The organism is Vibrio sp. 2017_1457_13, assembly GCF_030851525.1.
Classification (GTDB): Bacteria; Pseudomonadota; Gammaproteobacteria; order Enterobacterales; family Vibrionaceae; genus Vibrio; species Vibrio metschnikovii.
Window position 1 is genome coordinate 73,039 of record NZ_VHTA01000006.1, and the last position, 19,840, is coordinate 92,878.

Consider the following 19,840-nt stretch of genomic DNA (forward strand, 5'->3'; position numbering starts at 1 on the left):
AAGAACCGCAACAAAAAAGGAGGCAAGCCTCCTTTTTTGTTTATTGAGCAAACGCTAAACGCTCGTTTTTTCTGATTGAGTGGTCCCCTTTTTCTCGTTTGAAGTTACGCGACTTCTTCGAGTTTGGGGTGAGACTTTTTTGCTGCAAGTTCCTGCGGGTCAAAATCATCAACGTTAATCGTGTATAGGCGATGGGCCTCAGCTTCAATCAATAGATCCGCTTCCCACTGAGTAAGCAACTGCTTCTCTAAACCGATTTTCGCTAGCTGATCCAATTGAGTAAAAGGACGACGCTGATTGAGCGCGTCACACATCTTAGTAAAGATTGGCTCAGCTTGGAGAATAATACTCAACGCTTGTTCTATCTTACCTGCTGGGTTGTGTTCGGTTGGCAGTAAGTATTGATTACGTCCTAAGCGTGAACGTGCAGCACTAGGGGTTTGTAAGATCTGAGCAACCTGACTATCCAAATGGTCATTGGGCGCTTTGCGAACTCGTCCAATAGGCATAATAAGAACACGAAGTAACTTACCAATAACAGGATTAGGGAAGTTAGCTAGGAACTCATCAATCGCTAGTTCGGTTTGTTTCAAACTATCTTGAAGTCCCCAATGAACGAATGGTAAATCTTCACTTGGTCGTCCATCATTTTCAAAGCGTTTTAGAGTCGCAGAGCTTAAGTACAATTGACTTAATATGTCTCCAAGGCGGGCGGATAAGCGCTCTCTACGTTTGAGTGAACCACCCAATACCGCCATCGAAATGTCGGCCAGTAATGCTAAGTTGGCACTGTAACGATTAAGTTTTTGGTAATAACGCTTGGTGGGGCCTTTGCTTGGCGCTGCCGAGCCATAGCCATCGGTAATCCCAAACCAAATACTGCGCACTAGGTTACTTAAAGTAAAGGAAACATGGCCAGCGAGAGCTTGGTCAAACTGCTCTACAGCGTCTGAACGGTCTGAGTAAGCGGCTTCCATCTCTTTTAGTACATAAGGATGGCAGCGAATGGCTCCCTGACCAAAGATGATCATGGAACGAGTTAAAATATTCGCCCCTTCAACGGTAATGGCAATCGGTGAACCTTGGTAACCACGCGCTAAAAAGTTGGCTGGGCCTAAGCAGATCCCTTTTCCGCCGACGATGTCCATGGCATCAATAATTGAACGTTGACCACGATGAGTACAGTGGTACTTCACTATCGCTGAAATAACGGACGGTTTTTCGCCTAAATCGATGCCTGCTACGGTTAAATTACTCGCTGCATCCATCACATAAGCGTTGCCCCCTAAACGCGCGAGTGGTTCTTCAATGCCTTCCATTTGACCAATCGGTTGCTTGAACTGACGGCGTATACGTGCATAAGCTCCGGTTGCTAACGCCGCAGTTTTTAGGCCACCCGTTGAGTTGGAGGGAAGAGTAATACCACGACCAACCGATAAACACTCAACCAGCATACGCCAGCCTTGCCCAGCCATTTTTGGCCCACCAATGATGAAATCAAGGGGAACAAAAAGATCGGTCGCTCGGGTTGGACCATTTTGGAAAGGCACATTGAGCGGGAAATGACGATTACCAATCTCAACACCTTTTAAGTGAGTGGGTATCAAAGCACAGGTGATGCCCAGTTCAGGCGTATCACCTAATAAGCCATCAGGATCTCGCAGTTTAAAAGCTAAGCCAAGTACGGTAGCGACGGGGGCTAAAGTGATATAACGCTTGTTCCAGGTGAGACGCATACCAAGCACTTCTTTCCCTTCCCATTCGCCTTTGCAGACCACGCCAAAATCTGGAATAGAGCCAGCATCCGATCCCGCTTCTGGGCTAGTGAGTGCAAAACAGGGGATCTCTTTACCTTCCGCGAGGCGAGGTAAATAGTAGTCTTTCTGCTCTTGAGTACCATAATGTTGCAACAGCTCACCTGGGCCTAAAGAGTTTGGAACACCAACGGTGGAGGAAAGCACTCCAGAGACACCGGTTAATTTTTGCAGTACCAGAGATTGTGCATAAGCTGAAAATTCTAAACCGCCGTATTTTTTCTTAATGATCATCGCAAAAAATTTATGATCTTTCAGATATTGCCAGACTTCAGGGGGTAAGTCGGCCAACTCGTGAGTGACTTGATAGTCATTCACCATCGCGCAGACTTCGTTAACTGGGCCATCAAGGAAAGCCTGTTCTTCCGCACTCAGTGTTGGAGCTTTGATATTTTTCAGTTGTTGCCAGTCTGGTTTACCTTTAAATAGCTCGGCTTCCCACCACACGGTACCCGCTTCGAGTGCTTCTTTTTCCGTTTGTGACATGGCAGGTAATACTTTTTTAAAAACCCGTAGAGCTTTCCCGCTGATTAAGCTTTGGCGAACGGATGGAACGGCAAAAATAGCGACTGCCGCTAGATAGATAACCCAGCCAAAGAAACCAATCGGGCCAAACAGGGTTAAGCCAAACATGGTTAGGGTTAAAGCGACTAATCCAGTAAATAGCGACGTACGATGGTATAAGCAAGCGCTTAATACCAGCAATATGCCGAGTGTAGAGAGCAAGATATCCATAATTATTTCCTTTTACAGACTCAATGAGACCTGATGGGTGAAGTGGTCTAACCAGTAGGATTGTAATCAATATATTAATGAAATGTAAAATATCAAACCGGTCAAAAAGTGATCTCAGTGAAAAGAAAACTGCAAATTGTGCGTCAAGCGTCAATTTTGCATAGAAAATATCATCGGATTCGGTCAATTTGTTGAGAACAGACTCTCGACAGAGAATCTCGTTTGGGTAAACTCAATGACATACCTGAGTTTCCCTAATTGAAACTTACCTGTCAGCAGAATAACCAAGAGACCAGATTATGTATCATGATTTAATTCGCAGTGAACTTAATGAAGCCGCCGAAGTATTGAATGCCTTTTTAAGCGATGATCACAATATTGCGCAAATTGAAGCTGCAGCAAAAATGATTGCTGATTCTTTTAAACAGGGTGGGAAAGTACTGTCTTGTGGTAATGGCGGCTCGCATTGTGATGCGATGCATTTTGCTGAAGAGTTAACGGGTCGTTATCGTGACAATCGTCCGGGTTATCCTGGAATTGCGATTTCAGATCCCAGCCATCTTTCTTGTGTAAGTAATGATTTTGGTTATGACTACGTTTTTTCGCGCTACGTAGAAGCGGTGGGAAGCAAAGGCGACGTGCTGTTTGGTCTTTCTACTTCAGGTAATTCAGGCAACATTTTAAAAGCGATTGAAGCGGCGAAGGCGAAAGGGATGAAGACGATTGCCCTAACCGGAAAAGATGGTGGAAAAATGGCTGGCCTTGCTGATGTAGAAATTCGCGTTCCACATTTTGGTTATGCTGATCGCATCCAAGAGGTGCACATTAAAATCATTCACATTGTTATCCAACTGATTGAAAAAGAGATGGCATAAATCGAACGATGGGTTTGCTGAGAGTGAATCTAATCGCCGAGGGTTTATTAGGAGTGATATAAACCATGTGTGAATTACTCGGTATGAGTGCCAATGTTCCGACCGATATCTGCTTTAGCTTTACGGGTTTAATGCAACGCGGCGGTAAAACGGGTCCCCATCGTGATGGATGGGGGATAACCTTTTATGAAGGTCGTGGTTTTCGGACGTTTAAAGATCCAGCGCCCAGTTGTCAGTCACAAATCGCTCAGTTGGTGCAGAACTATCCGATAAAAAGTTGTGCAGTGATTAGCCATATTCGTCAAGCGAATCGTGGGGCGGTTAACTTAGAAAATACCCACCCGTTCACGCGTGAATTATGGGGGCGATATTGGACTTTTGCGCATAATGGTCAACTGGTTGATTATCAGCGTTTGGCGCAAGGGCGTCATCGCCCGGTTGGTCAAACTGATAGTGAAGCGGCATTTTGTTGGTTACTGGATAAGTTAGAGCAGCGTTACCCGCAGATCCCCGACAATATGCTGTCGGTTTTCCAGTATGTGAGTCAATTATGCGATCAACTGCGTGATAAAGGCGTATTTAATATGCTTTTGTCTGATGGCGATTATCTGATGAGTTATTGTACTAACCATCTGTACTGGATCACTCGTCGTGCCCCCTTTGGTCATGCAGCATTGATTGATGAAGATGTTGAAGTGAATTTTCAAGAAGAGACGACGCCTAATGATGTAGTCTCGGTGATTGCTACTCAACCTTTGACAGGAAATGAAATATGGCAACGTATGAAGCCAGGCGAGTTTAATTTGTTCCACTTAGGTGAGCGAGTGGCGACGAATGTTGACCAATTGACTGCGGTCGCCTTTGCCCAAGCCAAGCCGGCTAATCAGGCCCCGACTGAACCGTTAGGCTAAAGAGTTTCATTAATACCAAGGGGAGTTGATACTCCCCTTGGTTATTTCGTGGCGTGAGCTACTGATCCGCGTAGCCATGAATCCCTAAAATATGACCATCCAAAAGGGCTTTGCCATTCGTCATGGTTAAGCGTCCTTCGACAAACCACTGTACGACTAAGGGATAGATACGATATTCCTGAGATTGTACTCGAGCAGTCAGGCTTTCTACCGTATCGTTATCAAAAATAGGCACTTTGGCTTGTAAAATCACCGGGCCGCCATCCAATTGTTCAGTAACAAAGTGGACGCTAGTACCGTGTTCTTCATCGCCAGCATGAATCGCTCTTTGATAAGTGTTTAACCCTGGGTACTTAGGCAGTAATGAGGGATGGATATTGATCATCCGACCAAAATAATGGCGAACAAAATCACTACTTAAGATACGCATATAGCCAGCGAGTACCACTAAATCTGGCGCATATTCATCCATCCACTTCATTAAATCAGCGTCAAATGCATCACGAGTTTCATAGGCCTTAGGATCAATAAAATGCGCTGCGGCTCCCGCTTTTTTTGCTCGCTCTAAAGCGTATGCTGTTGCTTTGTTTGAAAAAACAGCCGTTACTTTGCCATTATGGATACTTGTCTCACAAGCATCGATGATCGCTTGTAAATTAGAACCATTTCCTGAAACTAAAACAACAATACTTTTCATGAATTATTTGATCTCTACTTGCTCTTCATTGGTTTGTGCTTGAGCAATCTGACCGATAACCCATGCCGTTTCACCTGCTTGCTGTAGCAGCTCAACCGCCGCTTGAGCTTGGGCTTGAGGTAGGACAATCACTAAGCCGACGCCACAGTTGAACGTACGATACATTTCACGCGTTGCTACATTGCCTTTCTCTTGTAGCCAAGTGAAAATCGCTGGCCATTGCCAACTGCTACCATCAATCACCGCTTTAGTTCCTTGCGGTAATACTCGTGGGATGTTTTCCCAGAAACCGCCGCCAGTAATATGAGAAATAGCGTGAATATCATGTTCAGCAATCAGCTTTAAGCCAGATTTTATATAAATTCGGGTTGGTTCAAGTAAATGTTCACCGATGGTTTTACCAGCCAATTGTTCATTCTTATCAGCGCCCGAGACTTCAAGAATTTTACGGATCAGTGAGTAGCCATTAGAGTGAGGACCACTGGAACCGACAGCGATGAGTGCATCACCCACGGCCACTTTGGAACCATCGATAATCGCTTCTTTCTCAACCACACCGACACAGAACCCAGCGACGTCATAGTCTTCGCCTTCGTACATTCCCGGCATCTCTGCTGTTTCTCCGCCGATTAACGCGCATCCCGCTTGGACACAGCCATCGGCAATTCCAGAGACGACATCCGCTGCTGTATCGACGTCCAGTTTTCCGGTCGCATAGTAATCAAGGAAAAACAGTGGTTCAGCGCCCTGTACGATCAAGTCATTGACGCACATCGCCACTAAATCGATGCCGATGGTGTCGTGTTTTTTCATATCCAAAGCTAAGCGTAGTTTTGTCCCTACGCCATCGGTCCCAGAAACCAAAACCGGATGCTTGTATTTACTTGGAAGTTCACACAGGGCACCAAAGCCGCCAAGGCCACCCATAACTTCAGGACGACGAGTACGCTTTACTGCGCCTTTAATTCGTTCAACCAGTGCGTTGCCTGCATCAATATCTACACCGGCATCTTTGTAGCTAAGAGAAGTGTTGTTACCGCTCACGGGGGAAGTCCTCGATCTAATTGGATATGAAAACGCCGCTATTCTACAGGGCTTAAATCAAAAAGGAAAACGTTTGCGTCAGTTTTTTTATCGAGCTTTAAACGCTTAAAATAGGTAGAAATGCGTGTATAATCGAAAAGTTTATTTAAATTATGCCGGAGATGAAAATGAAAGTTGTTGAAGTGAAACACCCTCTAGTCAAACATAAACTGGGTTTAATGCGAGAAGGTGATATCAGCACTAAACGTTTTCGTGAGCTAGCGACTGAGGTTGCCAGTTTATTAACTTATGAAGCGACTTCAGATTTTGAGACAGAAAAAGTGACGATTGAAGGCTGGGATGGTCCTGTCGCTGTTGATCAAATTAAAGGCAAAAAGGTCACGGTTGTCCCGATTCTACGTGCGGGCCTTGGTATGATGGATGGGGTACTAGAGCATATTCCTAGCGCAAGAATCAGTGTTGTCGGCATCTACCGTGATGAAGAAACACTTGAGCCAGTGCCTTACTTTAATAAACTGGCATCGAACATTGAAGAGCGTATTGCGCTGGTGGTTGACCCTATGTTGGCGACTGGTGGCTCGATGATTGCAACGATTGATCTTCTAAAAGAGAAAGGATGTAATCAAATAAAAGTGCTAGTCTTGGTCGCTGCGCCAGAAGGCATTGAAGCGCTGAAAAAAGTGCATCCAGATGTTGAACTTTACACCGCCGCCATTGATGAGAAACTCAATGACAAAGGCTATATCGTGCCTGGTTTGGGAGATGCTGGCGATAAGATTTTTGGTACTAAATAACGGCGTTTTTTAATTCGCTAAGTGATACAAACATGATGAGGAGCCTTGGCTCCTCATCATGTTTCAAGGTCTGCTATTTTTTCAAGCTCAGCGTGCCGGCTTTTCGGGTTGGATTACGGCGTGCAGAGCGAGCAGTATTGTCGTTACGTTTAACGTCGCCGTGCTGCTGGCGCTGTTCTCGCCCTTTTTTTGAATTTGGCGCATGACGAAACTCATGGGCTTGACGCCCCTGATACGTTTTGTGGGGAGCTTCGGAGGTGGTTTTGGATTGCGCCAATCGACTATCAAACAATTTTGCATCGGTGGCTTTGCGGATCTGTTTACCTGAACTATCGGTTTTTGATGCCTCTTCAGTACTGACTGAGCCTTCGCACATCGCGAGGATCTCATTGACTTCGGCATCGGTTAAATAACGCCATTGACCATTCGGTATGCCATCTAGTGTGATGTTCATAATACGTACACGACGTAGTTTAAACACTTCATAACCCAGTGCTTCACACATGCGACGAATTTGTCTATTTAATCCTTGGGTAAGGATAATTCTAAATGAGTACTGGGTCTCTTGAACCACTTTACACGGTAGGGTGACGGTATCAAGAATATTGACCCCCGCAGACATTTGACGAATAAATTCTGCACTAATCGGTTTATTGACCCGTACCACGTATTCCTTTTCGTGGTTATTACCGGCACGTAAAATTTTATTAACGATATCACCGTCATTAGTCAAAAAAATCAACCCATCAGAGGGTTTATCGAGGCGACCGATGGGGAATATACGTTTATTGTGTCCAATAAAATCGACAATATTACCAGGGACATCTCGTTCGGTGGTACAGGTGATGCCAGTCGGTTTATTTAACGCAATATAAATCGGTTTTTCTTTATAGCCGACCGGTTTGCCATCAATGCATACTTGGTCGTGTTCAGTGACTTTGCTGCCCATTGGTGGCAGTTGCCCATTAATGGTTACACGACCTTGCTCAATCAGTTTGTCGGCCTCACGGCGCGAACAAAAGCCCGTTTCACTAATGTATTTATTTAAGCGTTTTTCGGTTAACGATGACATGAAAACTCCTGACGTTTCTCAACGGAATGGTGAAAAAATGAAATGAAGTAGATGAACGGAGCATTTTACCAGTTATTGCACTTTAACCAAGCCGTTTTTGATGGCGTTCTCGATTCTCACTTTTCTGATTTTTACTTTTCTTTAACAGCAGATAAACCGCACCACTTCCACCGTGAAAGCGTTGTGCACTATGCGCGCATTGTACTTCATCAATTTGAGTTAACCAGCTGGCGACAAAGCTTTTCATTAACGCTTGTGGGGTAGAGCGCTCCCCTCGACCATGGACGATGAGCACGGTTCGCAAGTCCATTTTTATGCATTGAGCGATAAAGTGAATCACTTCGTCGCGAGCTTGTTTGAGGGTTTTTCGATGTAAGTCTAGTCGTGCTTGTAAGGGGTATTTACCTAAGCGGAGTTTCTTATACACCCCATCCTGAATGCCTGCTTTTTTATATTCAATGATGTCATCAGGTTTGAGCATGGGGGCGCAATCGATGGAAAGATAATCCGGTTCTTGCGTCGATAACGTGATGGCTGCTTGGCGTTTGGCGAGTTGTGCTTCGGTGATAGTATGCGGTTTGTTAAGTTGTGCGACATCGTGAGCCAGTGGTTTCACATCATCCATCATTTGCTGAAATAGTTCTAAATCATCGTTAGGCATCATCACACCTTAAATTCGCAATTGGCTTGGTAAGTTGATTATACCGATGCAGAGAAAGCGTTGATCAGTTTGTTATTAAAAAAAACCGAAGTAGACAAATTATCTACTTCGGTGCATAGCGTGAGACTATTTAACAATCGAAGCTAAGCGATCTAGTGAGGAGATTTGTCCTTGATCACTTTGTAAACCACTAAACTGGCTAAAAGTAGCCTGAGGCTGACCGTCTGTAGATTAAGCGGATAGCATTACCCAGTCGTTACTTAGGTCTGACGTCTCTGTTTCTCACAAAGTGTTTAAAGACCCTGACACCTTAAAACCCTGCCCAAGGTTTGACGCTGATCTGGATCAAATGTAGTTAATTGGTTGCATTTATGTTTAAGATTGTGTGCCTTTAATCACATTTTGTTCGCTTTGTTCAAGTTTTGTTCGAACGTCATCTGGAAAATTGAAAAGCGTCGAAAAGGACTTGCTTCACAAAAAAGAATCGGTAACATACCCAACATAGAACGGTGAATAGCGCAGCTTGGTAGCGCATCTCTGGGTTTAGGAATAGCGGACCAGAGAAGTTTCTTCTTTCGCTAATCTAAAGTAGAAATCAATTCAGTGATTAGCACAGCTTTGTAGTGCATCTCTGAGTTTAGGAATAGCGGACCAGAGAAGTTTCTTCTTTTGCTAATCCAAAGTAAAAAATCAATTCAGTGATTAGCACAGCTTTGTAGTGCATCTCTGGGTTTAGGAATAGCGGACCAGAGGAGCTTCTTCTTTCGCTAATCCAAAGTAAAAAATCAATTCGGTGAATAGCGCAGCTTGGTAGCGCATCTGGTTTGGGACCAGAGGGTCGGGGGTTCGAATCCCTCTTCACCGACCATATTTAAGGCCTCAGCCATTGTGCTGGGGCTTTTTCGTTATTGCTTAGCTGGAAAACAAGTTGCTTGTTGGCTTTGATTACGTTGAATGAGATCAAAACCTTGGTCTTGCAATAACGTTAATACATTATCTTTCCCCACCAAATGAAGTGTCCCCACGACAACGAGATAATGGCCAGATGATGAAGGAAGAAAGTCTGGCGAAATTAGCTTATCTACCCATTGATGATTGCGCTTGATAATCAATGAATCTTCCATCTCAGCTGACATCTTCGTCTGTTTTAAAAGCTGTTCTAGCTTTACGCTATCGCCACTTTGCCAACTTTCGAGCAGACATTCAGTCATGCTGTGTTGGTTTTCCCATTCATCGAGTAGCGCTATCAATAGCTCTTGTCCGTCATTAGGTAAATTCGTTAACACATCGATTTGATATTGTGCGGTCTCTAAAGGAAGCAGCGTTATACCGATTTGCTTGGCTTGACGAATAAAATGTAGGTCAACCCCTTGTTCTGCAGAATAACCCAGCTGATGGAGATGTAAAAACTGCAGTTGTAGCGCGCTACTCCATGGTGGAAGATTGGCCAATCTATCTGTGTTTTGTTTGAGTCGTTGCGCCATATTATCCAACTGACGATATTGTTGTGTGGTCAGTATTTGTTGACTGGTTACGGAAGGGATTGGATAGGTAATAGCCTTCAAATCACTTAGGTCGACTTCAATAATTAAACCATTGCTGGTTGCGAGGCGTTCATACAAAGTGCTCGGCAAGGGGTACATGGATGATTTACCCACATGGATAGACCCAACGATATCAAAAGACAAATTTCCTTTTGTTGCTTGCCAGTAGAGTGGCTCAGCATGAAGGCCTAAGGCGAAAAAAATGGCTAAATAAGAGAGTAATCGAGAATTCAACAAAATAGTGTTCACCTTAAACTTGAGTTAAAGAGATACTCTAGCGTAAATAACATAATCAGAATGACTATAAACTTAAGATCTTAATCACAAATTTACTTTTATTTTTAAGTTGACGATCAGCGATTGCTGCTACGAAAAGTGATCATTATCTCAATAAGTAGGTAGGATTATGACATTGATGTGATTGAGATCGCAGTAATCTCGTCAAAATAGAAGTGTCGATTTTGACGTTAACTTTAACCTAATGATAAATAATGATTTTTTATTTTCATGAAACCTAAAATTTGAACGTGATCACTGCTTAGTATGATTAATTTTACGCCGAAAAATAACTCGCGTTATGGTTGGAAGATGAATCATGGCAATCATCGGATAATGCCGTCATCAAGGGAGGAAAAAGAGTTTACTCCTTCCTGTATTTCCAACCGAAAGAAGGTAATTCTATGTTGAACAAGAGTGTAATCGCCATTTCAGTCACCGCAGTATTAGCGGGATGTTCAATGATGGGTACGTCTAATCAAGCGCTAGTCAATTCACTGGCGGGCAATTTGGGTATTCAATATCACGTCGTCACAAACCACGGCGCTAATGACGGCTTGGCTTGTGAAGCTCTCGGTGCAGAATGGGCTTCATGTAATAAGGTTAATATGACGCTTCTTAATCAAGGTGAGGCGATAAAGTCGAAAGACTGGGCTATCTACTTTCACAGTATTCGCTTGATTTTGGATGTGGAGAATGACCAGTTTAAAATTTCTCGCGTGACGGGTGATTTACATAAACTAGAGCCAACAGAGAAATTTGCCGGTTTTGCGGCGGGTGAAGAGGTCGTTTTACCACTCATCGGTGAATATTGGACGCTGTTTGACACTGATTTTATGCCAGGTGCTTTTGTGGTCGCTCCTAATGCAGAGCCTAGGCTTATTGCATCGCTGAATACCGAAGATATTGCTTCGTTTGTGAGCGGTATTGACGGTAATAATTTAAAACGGACTCCAGAAGACAATAACGTTTTTGCCAACGCGATATCGCGTTTTGAGCAGAATGCCGACCTAGCAAAACAAGAGGTTTCCACTACGTTACTCCCAACCCCAATGCTCGTTGAAGCGGGTCAAGGCGTGGTGGATATTGCGGCAGGTATCGCGTTGCCTAAAGAAGCATTCAATGCCACCCAATACAGCGCAATTCAACATCGCGCAGCCGTGATCGGGATAAATGTTCGTGGTGAGCTTCCTGTCAGCGTTACGGTGGTTCCTATAGGTTTCACTGGTGAATTAGCAAAATCAGGGGCTTATGAGTTGACCATCAAAGGCGACGGTATTGTGATTAAAGCGTTTGACCAAGCGGGTGCTTTTTACGCAGTACAATCTATCTTTGGTCTTATCGACAGCCAACAGCCTGATGCTTTACCACAGCTGTTTATTCAAGATGCTCCTCGTTTTGAGTATCGCGGCATAATGGTTGATGTCGCGCGTAATTTTCATTCCAAACAAGCCATTTTAGCTACGCTAGACCAAATGGCGGCGTACAAGATGAATAAACTTCATCTTCATTTAACCGATGATGAAGGGTGGCGTCTAGAAATCCCCGGTTTGCCAGAATTGACCGAGGTAGGCGCTAAGCGTTGTTTTGATCTGGAAGAGAAGCATTGCTTGTTGCCTCAGCTAGGCTCTGGACCGACATCGGATAACTTTGGCTCTGGTTATTTCAGTAAAGCCGATTATATCGATATTGTTAAGTACGCCAAAGCGCGCCATATTGAAGTCATTCCTGAAATTGATATGCCAGCGCACGCTCGCGCAGCGGTGGTTTCAATGGAAGCACGTTACGAGCGACTAATGGCACAAGGTAAGCAAATACAAGCAAATGAATACCGTTTGATGGATCCGCAAGATACTTCAAATGTGACCACGGTTCAGTTCTATGATAAACAAAGCTTCATTAACCCTTGTATGGAATCATCAACGCGCTTTGTCGATAAAGTGATTTCTGAAGTGGCCGCCATGCACATCGAAGCAGGTGCACCGCTAACCACATGGCACTTTGGTGGCGACGAAGCGAAAAACATCAAGCTTGGCGCAGGCTTTCAAGACGTAAACGCTCAAGATAAAGTTGACTGGAAAGGCACGATAGATCTCGCTAAGCAAGACAAGCCATTCGCACAGTCGCCACAATGTCAGATATTGATTGCAGACGGTACCGTGAGCGACTTTGGTCACCTGCCAAGTTTCTTTGCAGAGCAAGTCTCTAAAATTGTCGCTGAGAAAGGCATCCCAAGCTTCCAAGCGTGGCAAGATGGTCTGAAGTACAGTGAAGGTCCAGAAGCTTTCGCCACCACGAATAAACGTGTTAACTTCTGGGACACTCTATATTGGGGCGGCAGCGCATCGGTTTACGAATGGGCCAAACAAGGCTATGACGTGATTGTTTCTAACCCAGATTACGTTTATATGGATATGCCGTATGAAGCCGATCCAAAAGAGCGCGGCTACTATTGGGCTACACGTGCTACCGATACGCGTAAAATGTTCAGTTTCGCACCTGAGAACATGCCACAAAATGCGGAAACTTCACTCGATCGCGACGGGAATGGTTTTACGGGCAAAGGTGAAGTACAAGGCAAACCTTTCTATGGTCTATCGGCACAGCTTTGGTCTGAGACGGTGCGCAATGATGAGCAATATGAGTATATGGTATTCCCTCGCGTATTAGCCGCGGCTGAACGTGCGTGGCACCGAGCTGAGTGGGAAAATGACTACAAAGTAGGGGTTGAGTATTCACAAGACAGCCAACTTGTTAACCAAGCGGCGCTTAACCAAGATTACAACCGCTTTGCCAACGTGCTGGGTCAGCGTGAATTGGCGAAGCTTGAAAAAGCGGGTATCGATTACCGTCTACCAGTACCGGGAGCACGTATCGATAATGGCTATTTAGCTATGAATGTTCAATTTCCAGGTGTGAGCCTGCAATATTCATTGGATGGACAGCAATGGTCTGATTTTGATGCTAGCAATCCTCCTCAAGTGAGTGGTGAAGTCGCGCTTCGTTCGACGTCGGCAAGCGGAATGCGATTCAGTCGGGTTACTGTCATAAACGAATGATATACGCTCAAGCCTCTCTATCGAGAGGCTTTTTTAATCTTCTGAGTGTTTAGCCATCAATCATGATAGCGTACTTTGCTAAAACGAAGGCGGTTAGCATTGGTTACGACAGTAATTGATGATAGAGCCATTGCGGCACCAGCCACGACCGGACTGAGTAAAAAACCAAATGCCGGATAGAGTATTCCAGCCGCAATTGGGATACCGAGCGTATTATAAATGAAAGCACCAAATAGATTTTGTTGCATATTCCTTAAGGTCGCTTTAGACAGGTCGATGGCATTGACGACGGCTAACGGTGAAGAGTTCAGTAATGTCATTTGTGCGCTTTCTATCGCCACATCACTGCCGCTGCCCATTGCGATACCAATATTTGCCTGTGCCAGAGCAGGTGCATCATTGATGCCATCTCCAACCATCGCTACGTGCCGGCCTTGATGCTGTAACTGCTCAATATGCTGCGCCTTTTGTTCAGGTAGGACTTGGGCAATGACTTGATCGATACCTAGTTGCTTGGCGATTGACTCGGCAACACTGTACTGATCGCCAGTCAGCATTACGGTATGAATCCCCATTTGTTGTAGTGCTTTAACGGCTTTGGCTGCGCTGGCTTTGATAGGGTCAGCAATGGCTATCATCCCAATCAACTGCTGGTGTCGAGCGATAGCGACGGGAGTCCATGCCTGATCCGCAAAATATTGAATGGTACTTTGCGCAACACTGAGATCGATAGCGAGCTCTTGCATGTAGCTTAATGAGCCTAAATGTACCTTATCACCTTGATAAGACGCTTGAACGCCTTTACCACGCTGATTCTCAAACTGTTCAATATTTGCGGCCGTTCCATTGTACTGCCGTGCGTATTCGCAAATGGCTTTAGCCAGTGGGTGCTCTGAATACTGCTCTAAGCCAAAGGCTAAACTGAGCAATGCCGATTCGTCATCTTCAAAGCTAACGACGTGTTGAACGCTAGGTTTGCCTTGCGTTAACGTGCCCGTTTTATCAAAAACCACAGTATCGATGTTACTGGCTAATTGTAAAACGTTGGCATCACGAATCAGTATGCCCATTTCTGCTGCTTTACCGATACCAACCGTAACGGAAAGTGGGGTTGCCAAACCGAGGGCACAGGGGCAAGCGATGATCAACACGGTGGTCGCGACTACGAGCATATAACTGGCTTTAGGATCAGGACCGAACCAAAACCAGATTGCCGCTGCAATACAAGCTATCACCACCACGATAGGGACAAATACAGCCGAGATTCGGTCGGCCAGTTTGGCAATGGCTGGCTTGCTGCTTTGTGCTTGACGTACCATTTGAATAATACGAGCCAACATGGTTTGTGAACCGATCCCTGTGGCTTCAATTAATAAACTGCCATCTTGATTGATGGTACCTGCGGAAACGGTATTGCCCGGTATTTTATGGGCGGGAATCGGCTCACCAGTCAGCATCGCTTCATCAATATAAGAATCGCCGTCGATCACTACACCATCAACTGGAACTTTTGCTCCGGGTTTAATACGCAGCATCATACCCTGCTGTATGTGAGCAATAGCCATGACTTGTTCACCTTGATCCGTCACCAAGATGGCTTGTTGTGGCTGTAGATTGATTAAGGCTTGCAGCGATTGGGTGGTTCTTGATTTGGCTTTCGTTTCAATATAATGACCCAGAGAGATAAGACCAATGATCATCGCTGAAGCTTCAAAATAGACATGCCGCGCTGCGGCGGGAAACCATTCAGGAAAGACAACCACTAACATCGAATAAAACCATGCTGCTCCCGTTCCTAAAGCAACCAAGCTATCCATCGTGGCTCGACGGTGGAGTAGTGCTTGCCAAGCATTGACAAAAAACACACGTCCTGCAGTGGCGAGCATTGCTAAGCATGCCACGCCAATCAGTCCCCAACCTAGTTGATCATAGCGATTATCGATCATCATGCTACCGCCAGCCATCCCCCACAGCATCATCGGGCCACCAAGTACAAGGCCTATCATCGCGTTGCGTTGGTGTAATCGTTGCATCATCGTCAATTGTTGTTGCTGTTTAGCTTGCTGTTCAAGAGGATCATCGACCGATTGAGCTTGATAACCTGCTTGTTTTACTGCGATTAATAACTGCTCAGTGAGTGGTTGCTGACTGAGTACTAATGCACTTTGCTCGGCTAAATTGACTTGTACTTTATTAACACCGGGAAGTGCAGTGAGGGCCTTCTCTACCGAAGCCACACAACTGGCACAAGTCATTCCTTCAATCAATAAATAGGTGCTAATTGTCGCTGATGTCGGTTCGAGGGGGATAGGTTCTTTTGCGCTGTCACCAACGGTTGTTGGCGTCGTAATCGAGGCTTCCTCTTTTGTTAGCGACTGACTTAATGTCGCTTGATAACCTAAAGACTCGATACAGCGCAGCAGATTATCAAGCGAGGTGTCTACATCGAGTTCAATGAATGTGGGCGACAACGAATGGATGTGCAGGGTAAACTCACTGTGTAATTGGCGCTCTAGCTTGCGCGCGCAGCCCATACAGTTTAACCCTGATAAAGATAAAGCGTAATGATGCATTGTTATCTCTCCTGACTGATTGGAAGTAGGATAAACCTTAACCTTAAGGTAAGGTCAAGCGAATGATCATGACTTTTTTGAAGTTTCTTGGGTCTGTGCAGTGGGAGTGATAGAATGGCGCGCAAAATTTCGCTCATGCCAAGCTTTGGCTGAAGTTTATGAAAAAGGTAATCAATAATGACGGTTAAAACTCGTTTTGCTCCAAGCCCAACAGGCTATCTACACGTAGGGGGCGCTCGTACCGCTCTATATTCTTGGCTCTATGCGAAGAGTCAAGGTGGTGAATTTGTTCTACGTATTGAAGATACCGATCTCGAGCGTTCAACTCAAGCGGCAGTCGATGCGATTCTTGAGGGGATGACGTGGCTGGGCCTTGAGTGGGATGAGGGCCCTTACTATCAAACGAAGCGTTTTGACCGTTACAACCAAGTGGTTGAACAGCTATTGGCTGAGAATAAAGCTTATAAGTGTTACGCCTCCAAAGAGCTGCTTGATGAGATTCGTGCCGAGCAAGAATCGAACAAAGAGATGCCTCGTTATGATGCCAATCATCCTAAAATCAAAGCGGTGAATGAAGCTGCAAAAGAGGGCGATCCATGCGTGATTCGTTTCCGAAATCCCAAAGAAGGCAGCGTGATTTTTGATGATAAAATCCGTGGCCGAATTGAAATTCGTAACGATCAACTGGATGATTTAATTATTCGTCGTACCGATGGTTCGCCGACGTATAATTTCTGTGTCGTGGTAGATGACGTCGATATGGGGATTACCCATGTGATTCGCGGTGAAGACCATATCAACAACACGCCTCGTCAGATTAATATTTATCAGGCGATGGGAGCGACGATTCCAACATTTGCTCACTGTGCGATGATTTTGGGCGATGATGGAGCCAAATTATCCAAACGCCATGGTGCGGTGTCGGTGATGCAATATCGTGATGAAGGTTATTTGCCAGAAGCACTGATCAACTATTTAGTGCGTTTAGGATGGGGACATGGCGACCAAGAGATTTTTTCTCGTCAAGAGATGATCGATCTGTTTAGTCTTAATGCCATTTCTAAATCGGCTTCGGCTTTTAATACCGACAAGTTGTTATGGTTGAATAATCACTATATTAAAACCTCAGATCCTGAATACGTCGCTAAACATTTAGAGTGGCATTTTACTCAGCAAGGTATTGATAAGCAGCAAGGTCCAGCCCTATCTGAAGTGGTTAAATTAGTTGGAGAGCGCTGCCATACCTTGGTTGAGCTGGCAGAACAATCGCGTTATTTCTACCAAGATTTCACTGAGTTTGATGCCGATGCCGCGAAAAAACATTTACGCGGTGTTGCCAAAGAGCCACTGGCATTGGCATTAACCAAGATTAACGAATTACCAGAGTGGAGTGTTGACGCGTTGCATCAAGTGATTGCTCAAGTGTGTGAAGAGCTGGCTATTGGTATGGGGAAAATTGGTATGCCACTACGAGTCGCGGTCACCGGTGGTGGGCAATCACCTTCTGTTGATGCGGTTATGCATTTGATTGGTAAAGCGCGTGTAGTACAACGTATTCAAATGGCATTAGATTTTATTGCAGAGCGTGAAGCAAACGCATAACACGATTGAGAATAATCCATAGTGTTGAAACCGCGGCCGATTGAAGCTGCGGTTTTTTTTATGGAGCAAGTTTGTTATCAGCGCATTAACGATTATTAACCCCTTTTAATTTGGTTAATCTCTATTTTTTTTGTGTGTTGTTGCTTATTTTTAATTCACATGACATTGGTTTAACATTCTTCAGGTATTATGAATCTGGCGGTTGATAAATGACCTTGGTTAATAGATATTAAACCGTGGGTTACTCAACGGCACCTCTCGATGAGTAATAGATACAGCAGTGGTCCGTTTGGTAACGGAGGCCTTAGCGTTTTGTTATTGGTTAGCTACAATCCGGTTTGGTCATGCTAATGATAATAATTAGTCAAAAGGAAAGGATTATGAAAAAGTTAGTGGCGATGATATCAGCGTCTTTAATGGCGGCGTCTTCTTCTGCAATGGCAGACGTATATTTAGGCGGCAAATTAGGACAAACATGGTTGAATGATTCCTGTCGAGCTGGTGAGGTTTGTGAAGACAGAGATACGAGTATGGGGGCTTTTCTTGGTTACAACCTAAATGAATGGTTAGCCGTGGAAGCGGGTTATGACATGCTTGGCAAATTTACTGGTATCGGATTGGCCGATGATAGAGTGAAAGCGATTACTTTGGCGCCTAAGTTTACTCTTTCTTTATCACCAAGTGTCGGTGCTTATGCTAAGCTCGGTGGTGCTTATGTCGATTATGGTGATGAAAGTGACTACTCGTTTCTTGCTGCTGCTGGTCTAGAATTTAATGTCAGCCCAAATGTTTCCTTACGCACGGAATATCAAGTTTTAACGGATATCAATAACGATCAAACCAGAGCAGAAGCTAACACCGTGTCACTTGGTGTGAGTTACCGTTTTGGTGCCGCAGCCCAACCGACTCAAGTGGTTGAAAGTCGCCCCGTCACGGTGATTGAAGAAGTGATTGTTGTTGAAGAAATCGTAGAAACTGGACCTGTGTTCGTCAATAAAACCTATGACTTCCAACGACTTGATAGCAGCAGTTTTGCTTTTGATAGTGTTAGTTTAAATCAAGAAAGTAAACAGCAACTGACTAAGCTGGTTCGTTTTTTAAATCAATACCCGCAAGCTAAGGTAGTAATTACTGGGCACACTGACGCTACTGGTCCTGCAGCATACAACCAAACGTTATCAGAAAAACGAGCGAAAGCCGTTGCGGATGCGTTAGTTGAGCAGGGTATCCAGCCATCTCGCTTGACTTGGCGAGGAGAAGGGGAGACGAATCCTATCGCTTCTAATAGTACAGCGGAAGGACGTGAGCTTAACCGTCGGGTTGACATCACTATTCCAGAGTTTGATTATCAAGTTAAACAATAATGATGTAGTTGATTAATACAGCAAGAAAGCTCACTTCGGTGAGCTTTCTTATTTTAAGTCGATACTGTTTAAGCGGCCCATAAAGATCAAAATATCAAGGCAATCTTTATAAGCATCCAATAAGGCTTTTTTGGTCTTCGTATAAGCGGCAAGTTTACCGTGTTTACTGATTGAACAAACGACACTTCTAAAGGTACATTCACCTTGCTCATTGTAATCACGCCAGGCGGCGATATAGCAAGCGTCACGATAGTTTGGATTTTCTTTAGTGGGTCTTGGCTTATAAATAATTTTCGGTTCCAGGCTATGTGGCAATCGAGTCATGAGGTACGGATCTTTGAGAATTCGTCGCCAGTGTTTGCCCCACATTTCACGCCCTAGCTCATTACGCAGTTTAATGGCTTTTTTTAAGCCTTTTTCTTCCCCTAAACGGATATAACCGACTGATCGGTGTAACACGGTATCATCGGGAGTGTGGATGTGAACTTTATAAGCCGTTTTCGCTTTTGAGATAAAGCGATGGCCAGTATTCGTTTGGAGATTACTTTTTGTCATGCCGATTACGCTATAGAGTTCTTTGTTAATAATAAGAGTAGGCCAAAAATAATAGAGACAGTCAATTTAGTCTAGAGGAATAAAAAAAAGCTTCATCAACGTCAGGTCAACATTGTGCGAAAAAATGGCAGGGGACAACGAACAATCTTGGCGCTCCCGACTGGAGTCGAACCAGTGGCCTGTCCCTTAGGAGGGGACCGCTCTATCCTACTGAGCTACGGGAGCTTTGATTAATTTGGCGCATTAATTGTATCTCATCAATAC

Annotated in this window: 14 protein-coding genes and 2 tRNA genes; 7 read left to right on the plus strand and 9 right to left on the minus strand. The window is 44.6% G+C overall.

What is annotated here, in order from left to right; translation table 11 throughout:
- Positions 1-104: 104 nt before the first annotated feature.
- Positions 105-2,549 carry an acyl-CoA dehydrogenase FadE gene (gene fadE, locus FKN88_RS09585; protein ID WP_186463405.1) on the minus strand — a complete coding sequence of 815 codons (2,445 nt, stop codon included), beginning with the start codon at positions 2,547-2,549 and terminating at the stop codon, positions 105-107.
- 299 nt (positions 2,550-2,848) lie between these two features.
- On the opposite strand from fadE, the gene lpcA reads away from it, so the two are divergent.
- Both lpcA and FKN88_RS09595 read left to right on the plus strand, forming a co-directional pair.
- Complete coding sequence (gene lpcA / locus FKN88_RS09590; protein WP_004394689.1) at positions 2,849-3,424, plus strand: D-sedoheptulose 7-phosphate isomerase; 576 nt, start codon at positions 2,849-2,851, stop codon at positions 3,422-3,424.
- A gap of 65 nt (positions 3,425-3,489) precedes the next feature.
- Positions 3,490-4,335: a class II glutamine amidotransferase gene (locus tag FKN88_RS09595; protein WP_306687513.1), complete on the plus strand. Its 846-nt coding sequence runs from the start codon at positions 3,490-3,492 to the stop codon at positions 4,333-4,335.
- Positions 4,336-4,393: 58 nt separating this feature from the next.
- On the opposite strand, the gene purN is transcribed toward FKN88_RS09595, so the two are convergent.
- Positions 4,394-5,032 (minus strand): phosphoribosylglycinamide formyltransferase, encoded by a 639-nt coding sequence (gene purN, locus FKN88_RS09600; RefSeq protein ID WP_154170371.1) that lies wholly within the window; start codon positions 5,030-5,032, stop codon positions 4,394-4,396.
- Positions 5,033-5,035: 3 nt separating this feature from the next.
- Positions 5,036-6,076: a phosphoribosylformylglycinamidine cyclo-ligase gene (purM, locus tag FKN88_RS09605; RefSeq protein ID WP_306687512.1), complete on the minus strand. Its 1,041-nt coding sequence runs from the start codon at positions 6,074-6,076 to the stop codon at positions 5,036-5,038.
- Positions 6,077-6,243: 167 nt separating this feature from the next.
- Here purM and upp point away from each other — a divergent pair, with 167 nt between their 5' ends.
- Positions 6,244-6,870, plus strand: a complete 627-nt coding sequence (upp, locus tag FKN88_RS09610) for a uracil phosphoribosyltransferase (RefSeq protein WP_004394693.1) — start codon at positions 6,244-6,246, stop codon at positions 6,868-6,870.
- Between the two features lie 73 nt (positions 6,871-6,943).
- Here the strand turns inward: upp and rluF are convergent, their stop codons facing one another.
- Positions 6,944-7,942 carry a 23S rRNA pseudouridine(2604) synthase RluF gene (gene rluF / locus FKN88_RS09615; protein ID WP_306687511.1) on the minus strand — a complete coding sequence of 333 codons (999 nt, stop codon included), beginning with the start codon at positions 7,940-7,942 and terminating at the stop codon, positions 6,944-6,946.
- Positions 7,943-8,024: 82 nt separating this feature from the next.
- Positions 8,025-8,603, minus strand: coding sequence for a DNA endonuclease SmrA (gene smrA / locus FKN88_RS09620; protein WP_083544909.1), 579 nt, complete (start codon positions 8,601-8,603; stop codon positions 8,025-8,027).
- A gap of 791 nt (positions 8,604-9,394) precedes the next feature.
- Here smrA and FKN88_RS09625 point away from each other — a divergent pair.
- Positions 9,395-9,471: transfer RNA gene (locus tag FKN88_RS09625), tRNA-Pro, on the plus strand.
- A 37-nt stretch (positions 9,472-9,508) separates the two neighbouring features.
- On the opposite strand, the gene FKN88_RS09630 is transcribed toward FKN88_RS09625, so the two are convergent.
- Positions 9,509-10,384 (minus strand): TraB/GumN family protein, encoded by an 876-nt coding sequence (locus FKN88_RS09630; protein ID WP_158138796.1) that lies wholly within the window; start codon positions 10,382-10,384, stop codon positions 9,509-9,511.
- A gap of 443 nt (positions 10,385-10,827) precedes the next feature.
- Here FKN88_RS09630 and FKN88_RS09635 point away from each other — a divergent pair, with 443 nt between their 5' ends.
- Positions 10,828-13,482: a beta-N-acetylhexosaminidase gene (locus tag FKN88_RS09635; protein ID WP_306687510.1), complete on the plus strand. Its 2,655-nt coding sequence runs from the start codon at positions 10,828-10,830 to the stop codon at positions 13,480-13,482.
- A 56-nt stretch (positions 13,483-13,538) separates the two neighbouring features.
- Here the strand turns inward: FKN88_RS09635 and FKN88_RS09640 are convergent, their stop codons facing one another.
- A complete protein-coding gene (locus FKN88_RS09640) occupies positions 13,539-16,055 on the minus strand; it encodes a heavy metal translocating P-type ATPase (RefSeq protein ID WP_306687509.1) in 2,517 nt (838 codons plus the stop codon).
- A gap of 177 nt (positions 16,056-16,232) precedes the next feature.
- On the opposite strand from FKN88_RS09640, the gene gltX reads away from it, so the two are divergent.
- Together gltX and FKN88_RS09650 are read left to right on the plus strand one after the other, a co-directional pair.
- Positions 16,233-17,657, plus strand: coding sequence for a glutamate--tRNA ligase (gene gltX, locus FKN88_RS09645; RefSeq protein ID WP_154170383.1), 1,425 nt, complete (start codon positions 16,233-16,235; stop codon positions 17,655-17,657).
- Positions 17,658-18,037: 380 nt separating this feature from the next.
- Complete coding sequence (locus FKN88_RS09650) at positions 18,038-19,021, plus strand: OmpA family protein (protein ID WP_154170385.1); 984 nt, start codon at positions 18,038-18,040, stop codon at positions 19,019-19,021.
- Between the two features lie 48 nt (positions 19,022-19,069).
- Here FKN88_RS09650 and FKN88_RS09655 read toward each other — a convergent pair whose 3' ends face one another.
- Positions 19,070-19,576, minus strand: coding sequence for a hypothetical protein (locus FKN88_RS09655; protein WP_004394700.1), 507 nt, complete (start codon positions 19,574-19,576; stop codon positions 19,070-19,072).
- A gap of 148 nt (positions 19,577-19,724) precedes the next feature.
- Positions 19,725-19,801, minus strand: a tRNA-Arg gene (locus FKN88_RS09660).
- Between the last annotated feature and the right edge of the window lie 39 nt (positions 19,802-19,840).